At 30.7% G+C, this 16,735-nt stretch carries 15 protein-coding genes; 3 read left to right on the top strand and 12 right to left on the bottom strand.

Translation table 11 applies throughout. The features are described from left to right. Nucleotides 1-111: 111 nt before the first annotated feature. From trpA to HMPREF2897_RS03385, 7 genes are read right to left on the bottom strand one after another with little or no spacing between them, the layout of a single operon-like run. Nucleotides 112-843, bottom strand: coding sequence for a tryptophan synthase subunit alpha (gene trpA, locus HMPREF2897_RS03415; RefSeq protein ID WP_002500946.1), 732 nt, complete (start codon nt 841-843; stop codon nt 112-114). Beyond that, a complete protein-coding gene (trpB, locus tag HMPREF2897_RS03410; RefSeq protein WP_070592677.1) occupies nt 836-2,044 on the bottom strand; it encodes a tryptophan synthase subunit beta in 1,209 nt (402 codons plus the stop codon). The genes trpA and trpB overlap by 8 nt, the downstream gene beginning before the upstream one ends. A 3-nt stretch (nt 2,045-2,047) precedes the next feature. Next, nucleotides 2,048-2,671 (bottom strand): phosphoribosylanthranilate isomerase, encoded by a 624-nt coding sequence (locus HMPREF2897_RS03405; protein WP_002490508.1) that lies wholly within the window; start codon nt 2,669-2,671, stop codon nt 2,048-2,050. Next, nucleotides 2,661-3,449, bottom strand: a complete 789-nt coding sequence (trpC, locus tag HMPREF2897_RS03400; RefSeq protein ID WP_070592675.1) for an indole-3-glycerol phosphate synthase TrpC — start codon at nt 3,447-3,449, stop codon at nt 2,661-2,663. Before trpC ends, HMPREF2897_RS03405 begins: the two co-directional genes overlap by 11 nt. A gap of 3 nt (nt 3,450-3,452) precedes the next feature. Further along, nucleotides 3,453-4,448: an anthranilate phosphoribosyltransferase gene (trpD, locus tag HMPREF2897_RS03395; protein WP_070592674.1), complete on the bottom strand. Its 996-nt coding sequence runs from the start codon at nt 4,446-4,448 to the stop codon at nt 3,453-3,455. Between the two features lie 2 nt (nt 4,449-4,450). Further along, on the bottom strand, nt 4,451-5,017 hold the full coding sequence (locus HMPREF2897_RS03390; RefSeq protein WP_002446381.1) for an anthranilate synthase component II: 567 nt from the start codon (nt 5,015-5,017) through the stop codon (nt 4,451-4,453). After that, nucleotides 5,014-6,420: an anthranilate synthase component I gene (locus HMPREF2897_RS03385; RefSeq protein WP_070592672.1), complete on the bottom strand. Its 1,407-nt coding sequence runs from the start codon at nt 6,418-6,420 to the stop codon at nt 5,014-5,016. The genes HMPREF2897_RS03390 and HMPREF2897_RS03385 overlap by 4 nt, the downstream gene beginning before the upstream one ends. A 660-nt stretch (nt 6,421-7,080) precedes the next feature. Between HMPREF2897_RS03385 and HMPREF2897_RS03380 the strand changes: the two genes are divergently transcribed. After that, nucleotides 7,081-8,169 carry a prephenate dehydrogenase gene (locus HMPREF2897_RS03380; RefSeq protein ID WP_002457488.1) on the top strand — a complete coding sequence of 363 codons (1,089 nt, stop codon included), beginning with the start codon at nt 7,081-7,083 and terminating at the stop codon, nt 8,167-8,169. A 73-nt stretch (nt 8,170-8,242) separates the two neighbouring features. Here HMPREF2897_RS03380 and HMPREF2897_RS03375 read toward each other — a convergent pair whose 3' ends face one another. Then, a complete protein-coding gene (locus tag HMPREF2897_RS03375; RefSeq protein ID WP_046044552.1) occupies nt 8,243-9,505 on the bottom strand; it encodes a Y-family DNA polymerase in 1,263 nt (420 codons plus the stop codon). Between the two features lie 143 nt (nt 9,506-9,648). On the opposite strand from HMPREF2897_RS03375, the gene HMPREF2897_RS03370 reads away from it, so the two are divergent. Continuing rightward, complete coding sequence (locus HMPREF2897_RS03370) at nt 9,649-9,834, top strand: 2-hydroxymuconate tautomerase (protein WP_001831035.1); 186 nt, start codon at nt 9,649-9,651, stop codon at nt 9,832-9,834. A gap of 62 nt (nt 9,835-9,896) precedes the next feature. Here HMPREF2897_RS03370 and HMPREF2897_RS03365 read toward each other — a convergent pair whose 3' ends face one another. Beyond that, the gene (locus tag HMPREF2897_RS03365; protein WP_070592671.1) at nt 9,897-10,886 is read right to left on the bottom strand and encodes an LCP family protein; all 990 of its coding nucleotides are present in this window, start codon (nt 10,884-10,886) and stop codon (nt 9,897-9,899) included. A gap of 135 nt (nt 10,887-11,021) precedes the next feature. On the opposite strand from HMPREF2897_RS03365, the gene msrA reads away from it, so the two are divergent. Continuing rightward, a complete protein-coding gene (gene msrA, locus HMPREF2897_RS03360; protein ID WP_070592670.1) occupies nt 11,022-11,537 on the top strand; it encodes a peptide-methionine (S)-S-oxide reductase MsrA in 516 nt (171 codons plus the stop codon). 192 nt (nt 11,538-11,729) lie between these two features. On the opposite strand, the gene mprF is transcribed toward msrA, so the two are convergent. From mprF to glcT, 3 genes are all read right to left on the bottom strand, one after another. Then, nucleotides 11,730-14,252 carry a bifunctional lysylphosphatidylglycerol flippase/synthetase MprF gene (gene mprF / locus HMPREF2897_RS03355; protein WP_070592668.1) on the bottom strand — a complete coding sequence of 841 codons (2,523 nt, stop codon included), beginning with the start codon at nt 14,250-14,252 and terminating at the stop codon, nt 11,730-11,732. 248 nt (nt 14,253-14,500) lie between these two features. After that, nucleotides 14,501-15,718: an AI-2E family transporter gene (locus HMPREF2897_RS03350; protein ID WP_002446374.1), complete on the bottom strand. Its 1,218-nt coding sequence runs from the start codon at nt 15,716-15,718 to the stop codon at nt 14,501-14,503. A gap of 146 nt (nt 15,719-15,864) precedes the next feature. Continuing rightward, entirely contained in the window at nt 15,865-16,713 is an 849-nt protein-coding gene (gene glcT, locus HMPREF2897_RS03345) for a glucose PTS transporter transcription antiterminator GlcT (protein WP_002457493.1), read from the bottom strand. Nucleotides 16,714-16,735 lie beyond the last annotated feature (22 nt).

Raw genomic sequence — 16,735 nt, 5'->3', positions numbered from 1 at the left:
TAATTTTTTGAAGTTACTATTAGCATAATAGTTAATTCATAGAGTAATCATTGTTTTTGCTATGTATATTTTTCATCTGTTTTCTTAACTTTGATTTAACTTTATATATTCTTAAAAAGAATTCAACGTAGTTCTGATTGATTTGATATAAGTGATAAATTCTTTTCTTGAATCTATTTCAATACGTTTTACAATTTCACTACCAATTACAATACCATCTGCAACGGACGCTATATCTTTAACATGTTCAGGATTTTTGATACCAAATCCAGCAACCACAGGAATTTTTGAAACTTTTTTTATATATTCAATTTTTCTCTTTAAATCTGGATGGAACTCCCCACTATTACCTGTTGTGGCATTCATTGTTACCGTGTAAATAAATCCTTCTGAATTCTTTGCAATTTGCATAATCCTAGCATCACTTGCGGTCATAGCAATTAACGATATTATTTTAACAGAATGATGATAAAATTCTTTTTTAAACTTTTTTGTAAGTTCGTAAGGTAAATCTGGGATAATTAAACCATAAACACCAGCTTCATCACACTTATCCAAAAATAATTTTTCTCCATAAGCACTTAGAATATTATAATAAGTCATCAGTACATACTTAGATGAAATAGTATTTTTATTTTTTATTAATTCATCAAAAATGAAATTAATGTTTGAACCCTCATCAATAGCCTTGCGTCCTGCCTTCATAATTATAGGTCCATCTGCAACTGGATCAGAAAATGGCACACCAATTTCAACAATGTCTGCTCCATTCTCAGTTAATGTTTTTAAATGATGAATAAAATTTAAGTCACCCATAATATACGGAATGAATAATTTACTCATTTTGTTCACCACCGTTTTCTTTGTATTGTTTAATTGTTTCCATATCTTTATCTCCACGACCTGAAATAGTCACAACAATAATTTCATTTTCATCCATATTTGGCGCTAACTTTTCAACGTAACTCAATGCATGTGCACTTTCAATTGCTGGAATGATACCTTCAACTTTTGAGAATGTTATAAGTGCTTCCATAGCTTCATTATCTGTAGCACTTACATATGATACACGACCAATATCATTATAATACGAATGTTCAGGTCCAATACCTGGATAATCAAGTCCCGCTGATATTGAGTGTGCTAATTCAATTTGTCCATCATCATTTTGAATAAGGTACATTCTAGAACCATGTAATACACCTGGTTTACCTTTCCCTATGGCTAAGGCATGATTATGCGTATGACTTCCTTTTCCTGCAGCTTCTACCCCATATAATTTAACGTCATCTTGTATAAATGGATAGAACGTACCTATTGAATTGGATCCTCCACCCACACACGCGACTAACGCATCTGGAAGTCGTCCTTCTTTACTTAAAATTTGGCTTTTAATTTCATTACCAATCACACTCTGAAAATCTCTGACCATTGTTGGAAACGGATCAGGTCCCAACGCTGAGCCTAACAAATAATGTGTATCTTCAACATGATTCACCCAATATTGTAAAGCTTTATTTACTGCATCTGATAATGTTCCTTGCCCATCTGACACAGACACTACTTTAGCCCCTAGCAATTCCATTCTAAATACGTTAAGTTGTTGACGCTTGATATCTTCACTTCCCATGAAAACAATAAGGTCCATATCGAATAAAGCAGCGATGGTGGCACTTGCTACACCATGTTGACCAGCACCTGTTTCGGCTACTAATTTAGCTTTCCCAATCCTTTTAGCTAATAGTGCCTGTCCTATCGCGTTATTAATTTTATGAGCACCAGTGTGATTTAAGTCTTCTCTTTTAAGATATATCTTGGCACCTCCTAACAATTTTGTGTATGATTCAGCAAATGTTAAAGGCGTTTCTCTACCAACATATTCACTTAAATAATAATTAAATTCTTCCTTAAAGTGAGTATCTAATTTCGCGTCTTCATATGCCTTTTTTAGTTCAATAATAGCTGGCATCAATGTTTCAGGTACATATTGCCCACCATATTCACCGAAAAAGCCTAATTCATCTACTTCTGTTTGAATTTTCATTAATTATACGTCTCCTTTCAAAAATTTTAATATTTGAGTCATCTTATTAAAATCTTTTTCATTATGTGATTCAATGCCCGTTGAGATGTCATAACCACGTTGTCCAAATGAATATTTTTCTAATCGTTTTATCTTTTCAAAATCCAAACCACCCGCAATGAGAAAATCAACATCTTTTACTTTTTTTAATAATTTCCAGTCAAAACTTTGACCTGTACCACCGTATGTGATTGATGGTGTATCTATAATAAACATGTCTATCTCTTCTTTATACTTTTGTATGTTATTATTTAAATTTCTTGTTGCTGGAATTGCTTTTATGATTCTTATTTTTGAATTAAGTTTCCTAATATTTCTTATTAATTGAATGCTCTCATTTCCATGTAATTGGATTGTGTTAATATCAGTTTGATTAATTATTCTCTTTATGGTAGACATTTGAGGATTTACAACAACTACTACTTTCTCTATATGATCTGGCACTATTTTAGCCAAATATTTTAATTGTTTCAGTGAGACATGTCTCTTACTATGGGGATAATGTATAAACCCTACTGCATCAACTTCTAATTTTCTAATTTTCTTAATATCACTTTCGGTTTTAAAACCACAAAATTTAACTATCATAGAGATTCTTCTTTAACTTTAAACTAGGCAAAAACTGACTTAAGTCGTTTGTTTTCATTAATGCCTCCCCTACAAGTAAACCGTCAATACTTGAATCTACAATTTTCTCAACATCTTCTTTTGTATGAAAGCCACTCTCTGAAATGTAGCGGCAATTAGACTTTTTAAACTTTAGTAATTTATTTGTATGTAGAACATCGGTTTCAAATCGCTTTAAATCACGATTATTAACACCAATAATTTTAGGGTTAATTTGGTGTGCACGTTCAAGTTCACTAATTGTATGAACTTCTACTAGAACTTCTAAATTATGGTTTGTCGCATATGAATACAATTCTTTTAATTGATCATCACTTAAAATATTTACTATTAATAAAATAATGGATGCACCAGCTCGTTTTGCAACATCTATTTGAATTTTGTCAACAATAAAATCTTTACATAAAACTGGTAACGATGTTATCTTTGATAACTGATTTAATCGTTCAAAACTACCGCCAAAGTATTTTTCATCAGTTAATATTGAAATAGCATTAGCACCATATTTTTGATAATCTTTAACTTGTTGAACAAGATTACGTTGCGGTAATTGAGGTACAGATGGGCTTTTCGATTTTATTTCAGCAATAACTGATAATCTTTTATCATAGTTAAGTGAATCAATCAGCTTTCTCCTCTTAACATTTCCGTTATCTTGTAAAATTTCAAGTTGTTTATCATAGTATTTACGCTCAAGCAAAGTTTTTTTATACTCTATAATTTCATTTAAAATAGTCATTTCTTAACCTCCCATTTTCAAATATTGTTTCATTGCCATACCTGTATCAATGAGATATTTAGCTCGCTCTACGCCATGTTTGATACTTTCCACTTGCTCAGCAACATATAAAGCAATTCCTGCATTTAACAAAACTACATCTCGTTTACTTGAGTGATCGTTGCCACTTAGAATATTCAATGCAATTTGTTTATTTTTTTGAGGTGAACCACCTATCAACGTGCCATTCTTTGCATAAACTAAACCGACTTCTTCTCCTTTTAAACTATATTTTTTTAATGCGCTTTCGCTGTTAACTTCATAAATGATATTTTCACCAGAGAGCGTGGCTTCATCCATACCATTTGCACCATGAATTAAAATTGCTCGTTTTCTACCTAAATCTTTTAAAGTTTGTGCTATATTTTCAAGTTGTGAAGCTTCATATACTCCCATCACTTGATAAGTTAATTTGAAAGGATTAATTAATGGTCCAATCAAGTTAAAAATTGTAGGTGTTGCAATCGATTTTCTAATTGATTGAAGCTTTTTCATCATTGGATAAGAATCCGTTGCACTTATGAATGCTAATCCTTTCGAATTTAATTGTTGCTCTACTTCGTTCATTTTGTTTGTTTTTATATTCATTTCATGTAGTACATCTGTACTTCCTGAATGTGAAGTAATACTTTTGTTTCCGTGTTTAATTACTGGCACTCCTGCACTTGCTACAACAAAAGCTACAGTTGTAGAAATATTAAAGCTATTTGATTGATCTCCACCTGTGCCACATACACACATAGCTTTATTATAAAATGGTTGGTCTGGATAGTTTGTCTGAATAAAGTATTCAACTAAATACGTTAGCTCATATTGACCCATGTCTTTGTTTGTATAAGCTTTCAATAATTCTACCTTTACATTGGTTTCAATATTTGAATCAAATAGTGTAATAATAAATGATTGCATATCTTTTTTAGATAAGGATTTATTTTGTTTAATTTTCTCAAGAAGGGTCATTTTCAACTTCCTCTCGTTGCTATATTGATAAAATTAATAATGATTTGTTTCCCATTTTCTGTAGCGAAAGACTCTGGATGAAACTGTATGCCATAATGCTTTCTATTTTTGTGTTGGAAAGATTGTATACAATCATATGTTTGGCCAGTGATTAATAAACTTTCTGGAAATGAGCATGGATCACTAATTAATGAATGATAACGCATAACTTTGAAACTTGACTTAATTCCTTTGTATAGAGGTGACCGATTAACAATAGTTAAAGTATCTACTTTTCCATGTTTGACACAACTACCTTGTATGACATCGCCACCGTAATAACAAGTGAGCGCTTGTGCACCTAAGCAAACACCTAAAATGGGTAAATTTTCGAAATTTTCAATTAATTTAATTAATAATTGATTGTCTAATGGATGTCCAGGTCCTGGTGAGATAATGACTGCTGTAATACCTTTCAGATTACATATATTTGGATCGTCGGGATATTTAACAATCGTTTCACATTGTTTTTCTACAATATCTACAAGATTATAGGTAAAAGAATCATAGTTATCTATTATTAATATCATGGAGTTACCTCCAATAAACTTTTAGCTTTAAGTTTTGTTTCTTCAAGTTCTTTCTCTGGAATAGAATCATATACTACTCCACATCCTGCCTCGACACTGACGGTTTCCTCATCGATAATCATGGTGCGTATAGCCAATGCAAAATCTAAATGATGATTACAGTTGATATACCCAACACCACCGCTATAGATACCTCTTTTATATGGATAAGATTCGTATATTCTCTGTATAGCTCTAAGTTTAGGTGCACCTGAGACAGTACCTGTTGGTAGTAAACTTGCGATGACGCTCATAGGAGATAGATTTGGTTTTAATTCTCCAGTGACTTCACTAACGATATGCATGACATGTTCATAACGTTCTATTGTCATTAGTTTTGTAATTTGTGAAGTGCCTGTTTTACTTATTCGATGAATGTCATTCCTTCCTAAATCTACGAGCATACGATGTTCACTCAATTCCTTTTCATCTTTCATTAATGTCTTTTCATTGTTTTCATCTTCTATTTTATTTTGACCTCTTTTAATTGTTCCAGCTATAGGATTCGTATAAACTTTTCCATTTTTCACCTTTACAAAACTTTCAGGAGAACTTCCTATTACAATCGGCATATCTTTATTAATGTAATACATATATGGACTAGGATTTTGTCTCTTTAAATTTTGATATAACTGAAAAGTTAATTGATGTAAATTATGTTGAAAATGGTGTTTATAACTATAAATTCTTGAAGGAACTACTTGAAACATATCTCCTTCAGTAATTTTCTTTTTTAGTCTTCTTATAGTCTGAACAAACTTTTGCTCTGATATATTGGTGGTTATATGTCGAGGGATGGATTTATATTTTATATCCTCAACCGAAAAGTGTATCTTTTTTAAGTCTTCAATTTTTCGTTCAATAGATTCCTTTAATCTTTCTTTTGTTCTATCAGAAAATAAGTTACTTGCGATAATATATAATTCATCTTTATAATGATCAAAAACAAATACATCTTCCACTAGATAAAATTGGACATCATGAGTTTGATGATCTTCTAATTTAATATCTTGTAATTTTTTAAATTCATGTCGTACTAAATCAAAGCTACAAGTCCCTATAAAGCCGGAAATAAAAGGCAAATCTTTTAAATATTTATCTTTTATTTCAAAATAATATTTATCTACTAATTCCTTAAGTCGTTGATATGGTTGATTCTTAACTATTTCACAATGGTTGTCTAGCTTAATTAAAAGTTGAGAATTATCTAATGTAATTTTGCCATAATGATCGAATATTACTATCGAGTACCTACCTTTAAGTTGCTGTTGATTGGTACTTTCAAAAATAATCTTTTTTTGTTTTAATTTTGCTAAAGCCTCTGGCGTAATTTGAGCATTCACTTTTTTGTATACAATATCCATTGATTTCCTCCTTTTCCAAAAAAAATCAGCCTCCTTCGTTATAAGGACGCTGACGCGTGGTACCACCTTTATTAGCAGAATATAATATATTCATAGCTCACTTGTTCAATTTATTTTAAGTTGTTCCACAAAACCCAATTTCACTAAAGACGGTGTTAGTTCTCATCTACCACTAACTTTCTGGTGCTACCTCAACTTTAGATACTTCATTTTGCTTCAAAAAAACCACAATAACGCTATCATTCTATAAGGACGCGTTACCGTGGTGCCACCTTAGTTAACAAATATGTTCACTTTAATGATTAAGTTAAAATTTGATAGCCCATTTCATCTATTATCATGTGCTAATTTACATCTACCATTAGCTTTCTGCTTGCTACAAAATATAATGATTACTCTATCAATCAAATTATCTGATTTTTCTAATTATTTAGTATAATACCTATCTTTCTCTAATTTGTCAACTGACTTTAAAATTAAATTGAAAAATTTGTTGAGTTTATCTTTATGTCCTATATAAAAACGTACTGAAATTAAACTATAAATTCTTCTTTATTTAATAACTTAAAATCATACATAAGTTATATTTGTTATTGAATACTTGAAATAACTCATATACAATATTGTTATTCTGAAAATTCTGAAATAAGGAGGCGCTCTATGCGAAATATTTTATTTGTAGGGTTAGGCCTTATTGGCGGTAGCTTGGCGAGTAATTTAAAATATCATTACAGTAATTTCAATATTCTTGCATACGATTCAGACTACACACAACTTGATAAAGCCCTTTCTATAGGTATTATTGATCAAAAAGTTAATGATTATGCTGCTGCTGTTGAGATAGCAGATATAATCATCTTTGCGACTCCTGTTGAGCAAACAATTAAGTATCTATCTGAACTTACAAATTACAATACAAAAACTCATTTGATTGTAACAGACACAGGTAGTACCAAACTTACTATACAATCATTTGAAAAAGAATTATTAAAACATGATATTCATTTAATTAGTGGTCATCCTATGGCAGGAAGTCATAAATCTGGTGTTTTAAACGCGAAAAAACATTTATTTGAAAATGCTTATTACATTCTTGTATTTAATGAAATGGAAAACAATGAATCCGCGACATATTTAAAGCAATTACTTAAACCTACTTTAGCAAAATTTATCGTTACCCATGCAAATGAACATGATTTCGTAACCGGTATAGTGAGTCATGTTCCACATATCATCGCTTCAATTTTAGTTCATCTAAGTGCTAATCATGTCAAAGACCATTCTTTAATCGAAAAATTAGCAGCCGGTGGCTTTAGAGATATAACTCGTATAGCAAGTAGTAATGCTCAGATGTGGAAGGACATCACTTTAAATAATCCAAATCATATTTTATCTTTACTTAACGAGATTAAAGAACAAATTACTGGTATTGAACATTTGATACAAGAACAAAATAGTAATAGTATTTACGATTTCTTCGTTAAAGCTAAAGATTATCGTGATCAACTTCCTGTTAAACAACACGGTGCAATATCTACTGCGTATGATCTTTATGTTGATATCCCTGATAAACCGGGTATGATAAGTCAAATTACAAACATCATAAGTTCACATAATATTTCTATTATAAACTTGAAGATTTTAGAAGTACGTGAAGATATTTATGGTGCTTTACAAATCAGTTTTAAAAATCCCGAAGATCGAGAGAATGCTATAAAAGCCCTCGCAAATTTTGATACTTATTATTAAATAAATTCCCCTTCCAGTCGTTATCTTTTCGCTTCTATATGTTGCACGACGAGGGGGAACTCTCTTTGTATATCTACATTTTATGACCAGCCATTAGTCCTAATCGACCATGCTTTGTACCAGCTTCGGTGTATGAAGTCGCTTTTGACACAATTCCTTTTCCATATTTTAAATGTAAGTGATCAATGGTTTTAGCAAGTTTTTCATCTTTCTTACGTTCATATTCATCAATGAATAAGTTAAGTTGTCGATCGCTTTCTTTAATAAACTGAGTTAACGATACACTTAACGTTCTATACAATGCTTTTTTGTCACACAGACGATTTGCAAAATAATTAATGACTTTGAATATATCTCTTTCTAAATTTGTAGGCTCCTCCAAGGTGTATTGCTTATGTATGCCGCCACCTTCTGCATAACCAAAAGAAAAATGAATTGTTCGCGCAAGCTTCTTTTCTGCTCTTAAACGACTTGCTACATCTTCTATCAATTCTTGCATGACAACTTTGGATTCTTCAAATTGATAGTCTCGCATTAAAATCTGACTTTTACATATTGAAGGATTTGTTACTTTATATTTTTCTCTTACTTTACTTTGATCAATACCGTTTGCATGTAGATGCATATCTATACCTAAAACTCCAAAATCTCTTTTTAAATAATGATATGGATACTTTGCTAAATCTCCTATTGTAAATATTCCTCTTTTATTCAATTTCTTTTCTGTACGCTTATTAATCCCCCAAAAATCTCTAAGTGGTTGAATTGGCCATAATTTTTCAGGTACATCTTGATAACGCCATTCAGCTATACCGTTTTCCGTATGCTTAGCTTCAATATCCATTGCAACCTTGCTCAATAGCATATTCGAGCCTATTCCAATGGTACAGTGAATACCTGTTTCTTCTAATATTTCATTTTGAAATCTTTTACAAAAAGCAAAAACTGTTGAATTAAATCTATGGTAACTATCCGTTACATCCATGAAAAATTCATCAATACTATACTGATGTAAATCTTCAGGTGGAACGTACCGCAGTGCAATCTTTGAAATTGCAACAGATACATTTAAATACTTTCTCATACTTGGATTAATAATATAAATGTCATTACGATGCGGTATCTCAAAAAGTCTTGATCCCGTTTTAATACCTAATTCTTTTAACTTTGGAGTTGCTGCTAGAACGACCGAACCTTGCCTTTTCGTATCTGCTACAACTGCTAGCTTAGTTGTTAATGGGTCCAATCCTTTTTCCATACATGATACACTTGCAAAAAAACTTTTTTGGTCTATGCAGAGTACATCCCTATCTTCTAATAAATTGTAATCATACATAACTGATCCTCCCTTACAAAATCATTATATAGGAACACTTGTTCTATTTCAATGCTAATAAGAACATTTGTTCTTATTCATTCTTCTCATTTTCATGCTATACTAAAAGAACCAATGTTATATAGCAAAGGAGAATGTTGATTATGCCAATCATTAATGTGAAATTATTAGAAGGCCGTTCTGATGAACAACTTAAGGATTTGGTTACGGAAGTCACTCATGCTGTAGAAAAAACTACAGGTGCAAATAAAGAAGCGATTCACGTGGTCATTGAAGAAATGAGAAAAGATCATTATGCTGTCGGTGGCGTAAGAAAATCTGATCAGTAAACATAAAATCCCTGAAAGTAAAACAATTATTATTAATTGTCTTACTTTCAGGGATTCATTTTTTAATTATCTTCAAAGAAATTTTTAATTGCTTGCTTATTTTTCTCAGAGTCTATTTGAAGCGCACTACCGTCATTATTTGTATTAATATCTTGGTAGCTTCCTTTAATAGGAACTGTCAAAGATTGCACATCTTTATCTCCACGAATTCCAAAACTTATACCTGTTTGAAAAATCGCAGAGTTAGGCATGTTTGTGTTAACATAACCTCTTAAAATACCAGCAACTTTTGGTAGTTTCGCAACTGTATTGAAATTAACTAACTCTTGTTTTAATGTTTGCATCACTTGTTGCTGTCTTCTCACACGACCAAAATCTCCTTCCGGATCATGACGAAATCTAGCATAACCAAGTAATTCTTTACCATTTAACTTATGGTGTCCTTTTTTCAAAGACACACCTATATTTTCAGACATGTCTTTTTCCACATCAATTGGGACACCATTAGGCTGTAGTTCATCTATCATTTTTTCAAATCCCGTAAAATCTACTACAGCGTAATACTCAGGATTAATACCTAAATTTTTGTTAAGTGATTTTCTTAACAATTCCGGGCCTCCAAGTGAATATGCGGCATTAATTTTATATTTATCATAACCAGGAATATCATCATAAATATCTCTCATGACAGACATCATTTTCATTTTTTTATGTACGTAATCATATTGAACAATCATAATCGAGTCAGTACGTGATTTGCCACCTTGAGCCTTATCTGCACCAAGGACAAGAACTGAAATCTTCCCATCATTTTTCATATTCCCATTAAATTTATGCACTTTCACATCCTTAGCATGTTCTTTAGCATACTTCATACCACTGTTATACTGATGGGTAATATACACAATGATAGAAATTAAAATAATAAGAATGATTAAAATGATAAAAGGTAACTTCCGCATTCTTTTTTTATTTCTTCGCCTAGAAGGTGTCGAAGTTGTTCCTTTCTGTCGTCGATACTCTGTTTCTTTAATATCCTTCTGTTCAGTCATATTTACCTACCTTATACCTTCAAAATTACATATCTATATACTATAATTAATATGTATTAACGTTATAGAAAAAGTATTCAAATTGCAAGAGTTTTTTAATAAATGGTACTAAGGTCCAATGAGAGGATGGCATAAATGAATATCAATACTGCATACTTTGCTGGTGGCTGTTTTTGGTGTATGACTAAACCTTTTGATACATTTGATGGTATCGAAAAAGTCACATCGGGATATATGGGAGGACACTTAGTTAATCCTTCTTATGAAGAAGTAAAAACTGGATCTACTGGGCATTATGAAGTGGTTAAAATTGAGTATGATGTTGCTCTATTTTCATATCATAAATTATTAGAAATTTTCTTTTCAGTTATCGATCCTTTGGATGATGGTGGTCAATTTCAAGATAGAGGTTCTCAATATAAGACCGTTATTTTCTATTCAAATGAACATCAAAGACAGTTAGCTGAACAATATATATGTGAACTCCAAGATAGTTTTAACGCTGATAAAGCAATTGCAACAAAAATTTTACCGGCATCAACTTTTTATGAAGCGGAAGCATACCATCAAGATTTTTACAAAAAGAACCCTGAACGTTATAAACAAGAACAACAAGACCGTGCTAATTATATCAAAGATAATCATATGTAAATAATAGATTGGACCGTGATTCATTTTGAATATATCACTCCATCTTGAGAATAAAAATATGAATGTAGATTTTTGATAAAAAGATTTTTTCAATTTAGTCAACAACTACCTTACATTAAAAATGCCTGGAACAACAATTGATGTTCCAGGCTATATTTAGAGATATTTAGAGATAAATGTTTAAAACACTCATTATTTATGGCGTATGACTCTCATCACTTTAAGCATACTCTCCCACAGAGAATAATGCTTTTGATAAACTAAAAATCTAGGTTCCCAATTGGGGCTATATTTTTCTTTATAACGTCTTAATCCTTGAAAACGGTATAAACCATTGAAATGTTCAAATACACGCCCCGCCATTCTCTCTCTTAAATAAGAATAATGCAATTGACCTACATTGGAGAGTGTCGCCATTCCCATATTAAATGCTTTATACCCCTTTTCTTTACTCCATAACAACATATGAAGATATAATCCATCCATTAAAGGTAAATCCAATTCAGGCAGCCATCTAATTAAATCAACAGATATTGCATTATTAGAATAAGTAGGCATCAAACTACAAAATGCAATCATCTTGCCAGAATTATCTCTCATTACTCCAATAGGTGCTTTCGATAAATAAGTTTGAGTAAATTGACCTACAGAAAAATGCATCTCACTTCTTCCATCCAACCATTTATCACTCACAAATTTAAGTTCATCAAAGAAATCTTGAGTGAATGGTGGTTCAATAATTTCAAAATTGATATTTAAATCATCAAACTTATTAAGCGTCGCTCTAAAACCACGTCGTTTTTTACCAGATGTTGTAAACGTTGTTAAATCAATAATAGCTTCTTCACCTAATTTAAAGAATTGATTACCAAAATTATGATATAAAGGCATATATTGATCACTTATTTGATAAAAAATAATTTCATAACCTTGATACTCAGCAAACTGATAAAATGCTTCTAATAATGACTCAAATGATTTAGTATTGCCAATTGGATCACCCAAAACGACAAGGGCATTGGACTTATATCGATACATAATAAAAGAATCTTTATTTTCATTAAAGAAACAATCTTTGTCACCACTATAAACCAGGTGACTTAAATAATTACCACCGTATTTTTGAATAATTTCATCGCAAAGTGTTAAATCAACACTATGATGAGAACGTTTATACTTATAATCAAAAAGCCAAGCAATAACGCCAACGAGTAGCATAATAATAATAATGGTCATCCAAAAGTAATATCGTAATAAAGACGTATCAATCTCAATATGATAAACATCTAATGCATATAAAGTTCCTGATATTAAAATATGATTTAAATAAAGAATAAAGATACTAAGAAGTAGCATAAACGCCAACTTTTTAAAGCGTAATGGTCGTTTAAGTACTTGAGCACGTTGATAAGCTAAAATCAGTAACACAAATATGATAATGAGCCATGACAATAATAAAAATGACGCATAAGTATATATAGTCACACTAGCAATTAAAATAATAGAAATAAAGGCATAAATTATTGCACGACGACTGCCTTTATAAATACCTCTTACATTTAGAATAAGTAACAAACAAGCACCCGTTTGTATAGCTAAGGCAATATAATAGGCAAAATGATTTCCGTCATACAATCCATCGTAGACAATAGTTAAATTGTTAATAAAGAAAATAATACTAGTTAAAAATATTAAAATTGCTAACGAAAATGAAGGTATTTTAGCTAAAATATCTTTCTGATAAGATCTCAAAAATGAAGTGAAGTCTTTTACAGGTATAAAGTACTTCGAATTGTCGAGATATTTTTTAGCAGTATTTCCAAATTCAAATGAAGATAATATAAGTGCAATCATCACTGGCACAAAATAATAAGCAAATCGATATAAAACTAATGCTAGAAGTATCTTTTCTTCAGAAATACCAAGTGATTTCAGTCCTAGTAACACGACTAAATCAAACGCGCCAAAACCACCTGGAATAAAACTAACTAAACCAGATAAAGCTGCAATAACAAATATACCTACAAAAGTCATAAATGAGATATGTATATCGACAATCAGTGCAGCAAAATATAATACAGTAGCTGCTGCCATCCACTCAACACATGATACAACTGTACAATACACACCCATAAAACGATTATTTCTATCTACAGGTCGTGCCACGGTATAGAAAATAAAGATAGGTAAAAATAATGCAACAATATATAAAATCCAACGTACCCATGAAATTTCATCAATCATGTGAGAAGCGTTAAATATACGCAGAACAACTAAGATAGATAATAAACTTAATCCCGTAAGCATAGATACTAAAATAATAGAAATATATTGCACAAGCTTTTTCGTGTCATTAGTATAATTTTTATATACAAAAGCTCTTACACCTGCACCTATAAACCCTCCAAAACCAATTATAGAATTTAGGGCGTTGATAATATAACTCACTCTAAAGACTCTAATCATCGGCATTTTAAGTTTAAGAGATTTTACTAAAATAATATCGTACAGTGATAATAAAATGAGTGACAGTCCCCCACCAGCAAATAGTAGTACGAGCCATAATCTATTAATTTTGCCAAACTGTATGAATGTCTCTTTAAAATTGATATGTGATAATTCTCTATAGAGTGTAAAAATTACAAAGATAAATAAAGCAGTGGCGAAAATAAGTTTTAAAAAAGAAAGTAATTTACTTTTTAATTCTTGTGTCATGTTTTCACTTCGATTCTAATTCAATATGATATATATCAAAATATATCATAAAGCTATGTCATATAGAATATCAATAAGCAAGATGAACCTTACATTATTGTAATACAATTTTCACATCATCCGAGGGATTAATTTGAATAAAATCATTTAACATATGATTACTAAGCATATCATGATTGTAAATGTATGTGATTTAAAATAAAAAAGACTGGAACATTGTTTTTGTTGTTCCAGTCTAAATTAATATATTATTGTTTAATTCCTTTTTCTTCTTCAGTGATAGTGTACTCACCAGCATCATTTCCATAGTAGCGATTGTATCTTCGTTTAAATAACATAAATATGTGTGAAACCAATACCTTAAGTACAGCGTATAGAGGAATACCAATAATCACTCCAACAATGCCCATTAAATTTCCTGCACATAATAAAATGAAAATAATTGTTAAAGGATGAATTTTCAATGTTTTACCCATAACGTTAGGAGAGATAAAGTGGCCTTCAAAGAATTGGACAAGCGTCCATACAACAGCTAACTTTAATAACATCAAAGGTGAAGTAATAATCGCGATAACAATCGCAGGCGATATTGCTATTGTCGGTCCTAAATAAGGAACTACACTAGTGACTGCAGCAATACTTGCTAAAACCAAGGCGTACTTAAGACCAATAATTGAATAGCCAATAAATAGTAATAATCCAATACAAAATGACACAATAATTTGACCTTGAATGTACGAACCAACTTGTACACTCATCTTTTCTAACAAGTCATGAAAATCTTTTCTAAATTTAGGTGGCATAATTTTTGTAGTATAATCTTTAAATTTATGACCATCTTTTAACATAAAGAACAACACAAAAGGTGTAGTCCCAATAACAATACCGATATTCGCGACTGCTTCAGCAAAAGTTGCAAGTTTAGATCCAAATCCATCTGAGTAATCTGAAACCATAGATGGTATCTTTTTCTGAGCAGATTCTAACCATTCGTTCACTTGTCCCATATAACCAGATAAAATTGTATTATTATTAAGTTTATCAAGTGATCGCGTAATTTTATGTAAATAATTAGGTGTATTTTTGATAAAACTTTCTATCTGTGATCCAATAATTGGAATAAGTAAATTAACTATTAATGTAATAATACCAACAATTGCAACATAAATAATTGTTATACCTAATAGTCTTGGAATACGATACCTCTCCATCATATTTACAATAGGATTGAATAAATAAAATAGTACTAACGAAACAATAATAGGTGCTGCTATTGTATTAAATACAATAATAAATGGTTGAAAGACATATGAAATTTTATCAAAGATAAAAATGACAATACCTAAAAGAACCAATGCAATTAAAGCATAAATAAGGTCATTTCCGCCTAAAAACCTCATAAATCTAGACTCTGACAAACTAAAAAAATGGCTTTTCTTTCCATTTATTTCTTTTTCATTTTTCATTAAATTCACCACGCCTTAAAAATACATCTATTTACTTTTTAATTTTATTGTAAAAATAAGCTTAAAAACACAATATTTATCTTACCACAAATAACAATATTCTAATCATTAAGGTCACTTTTCTTATTAAAAGAATATTTTAAGATTTATTTACTACTAATTTGAACTTCAAAATGATTGATATGTAGTGTTAAATAAACTATTTCCGCTTCGTATACATACACACTAAATTCACGTTGAATCATTTTTAATATTTTATAAGCCGTATTAAAACTACGTGGATACATAGTTTTTATCATCGATATAAAATTCTCTTGTGCTTCTAAATACTCACCTTTAGTTAATCGATATATTAAAAATTGTATGTGCCTTATAAAACGCTGATATTGTATTGTTTGTTTATCAATTGAATGTTGTAAATCAGTTTCAATAATTGTAATACTCTTATTGATTAACTTGTTTATTACTGAAATATCGTGAATTGATAATTTTTCAGAGTTGGATGCAATATGTAATGCGATGAATCCAATTTCATCTTCTGGAAAATGTACGTCTAAGGTTTTATTTAATTTATCGATTACCTTTCGAGCAACATTGTACGCATTACTATAAAGATGTTTTGTTTCAATCACAAATGGATTTGTAATCATTTGATGTTGCTTAAGTCTTTTATAGGCATAAATGATGTGATCTGTAAGTGCAACAACCAAATTTTTATCATCTGTAATTAGACCAGATTCATTGATAATATTAACTGAGTCTATCACCGCTTGAACAACATGATCTTCTCCGAGCTCCAAAAGTGTTTTGTAGTGTTCTTGTTGCTCTTGTTGTTCTAATTTATAAATTTTTTCTATCGAAGCATTCTCTTGAACTGTCATACCAACCTTTTTATTAAAACCAATACCTTTACCAATTAAAACAACCTCTTGATGATTTTTTGTGCATATGATGACATTATTATTGAGTGTTTTCGTTATTACATACTTGCTCATCATAATCACCTTTCTAATATCA

The sequence above is a fragment of the Staphylococcus sp. HMSC065D05 genome, from assembly GCF_001813195.1.
Lineage (GTDB): Bacteria > Bacillota > Bacilli > Staphylococcales > Staphylococcaceae > Staphylococcus > Staphylococcus epidermidis.
Note: the sequence above shows the minus strand (reverse complement) of the source record. Positions and strands in the feature narration are given on the sequence as shown.

Coding starts and splice junctions, on each gene's coding strand:
- HMPREF2897_RS03365 (WP_070592671.1), bottom strand. CDS start 10,886: ATGACTGAACAGAAGGATATTAAAGAAACAGAGTATCGACGACAGAAA.
- HMPREF2897_RS03370 (WP_001831035.1), top strand. CDS start 9,649: ATGCCAATCATTAATGTGAAATTATTAGAAGGCCGTTCTGATGAACAA.
- HMPREF2897_RS03350 (WP_002446374.1), bottom strand. CDS start 15,718: ATGAAAAATGAAAAAGAAATAAATGGAAAGAAAAGCCATTTTTTTAGT.
- trpB (WP_070592677.1), bottom strand. CDS start 2,044: ATGAAAATTCAAACAGAAGTAGATGAATTAGGCTTTTTCGGTGAATAT.
- msrA (WP_070592670.1), top strand. CDS start 11,022: ATGAATATCAATACTGCATACTTTGCTGGTGGCTGTTTTTGGTGTATG.
- HMPREF2897_RS03390 (WP_002446381.1), bottom strand. CDS start 5,017: ATGATATTAATAATAGATAACTATGATTCTTTTACCTATAATCTTGTA.
- trpD (WP_070592674.1), bottom strand. CDS start 4,448: ATGACCCTTCTTGAGAAAATTAAACAAAATAAATCCTTATCTAAAAAA.
- glcT (WP_002457493.1), bottom strand. CDS start 16,713: ATGAGCAAGTATGTAATAACGAAAACACTCAATAATAATGTCATCATA.
- HMPREF2897_RS03385 (WP_070592672.1), bottom strand. CDS start 6,420: ATGGATATTGTATACAAAAAAGTGAATGCTCAAATTACGCCAGAGGCT.
- trpC (WP_070592675.1), bottom strand. CDS start 3,449: ATGACTATTTTAAATGAAATTATAGAGTATAAAAAAACTTTGCTTGAG.
- mprF (WP_070592668.1), bottom strand. CDS start 14,252: ATGACACAAGAATTAAAAAGTAAATTACTTTCTTTTTTAAAACTTATT.
- HMPREF2897_RS03380 (WP_002457488.1), top strand. CDS start 7,081: ATGCGAAATATTTTATTTGTAGGGTTAGGCCTTATTGGCGGTAGCTTG.
- HMPREF2897_RS03375 (WP_046044552.1), bottom strand. CDS start 9,505: ATGTATGATTACAATTTATTAGAAGATAGGGATGTACTCTGCATAGAC.
- HMPREF2897_RS03405 (WP_002490508.1), bottom strand. CDS start 2,671: ATGATAGTTAAATTTTGTGGTTTTAAAACCGAAAGTGATATTAAGAAA.
- trpA (WP_002500946.1), bottom strand. CDS start 843: ATGAGTAAATTATTCATTCCGTATATTATGGGTGACTTAAATTTTATT.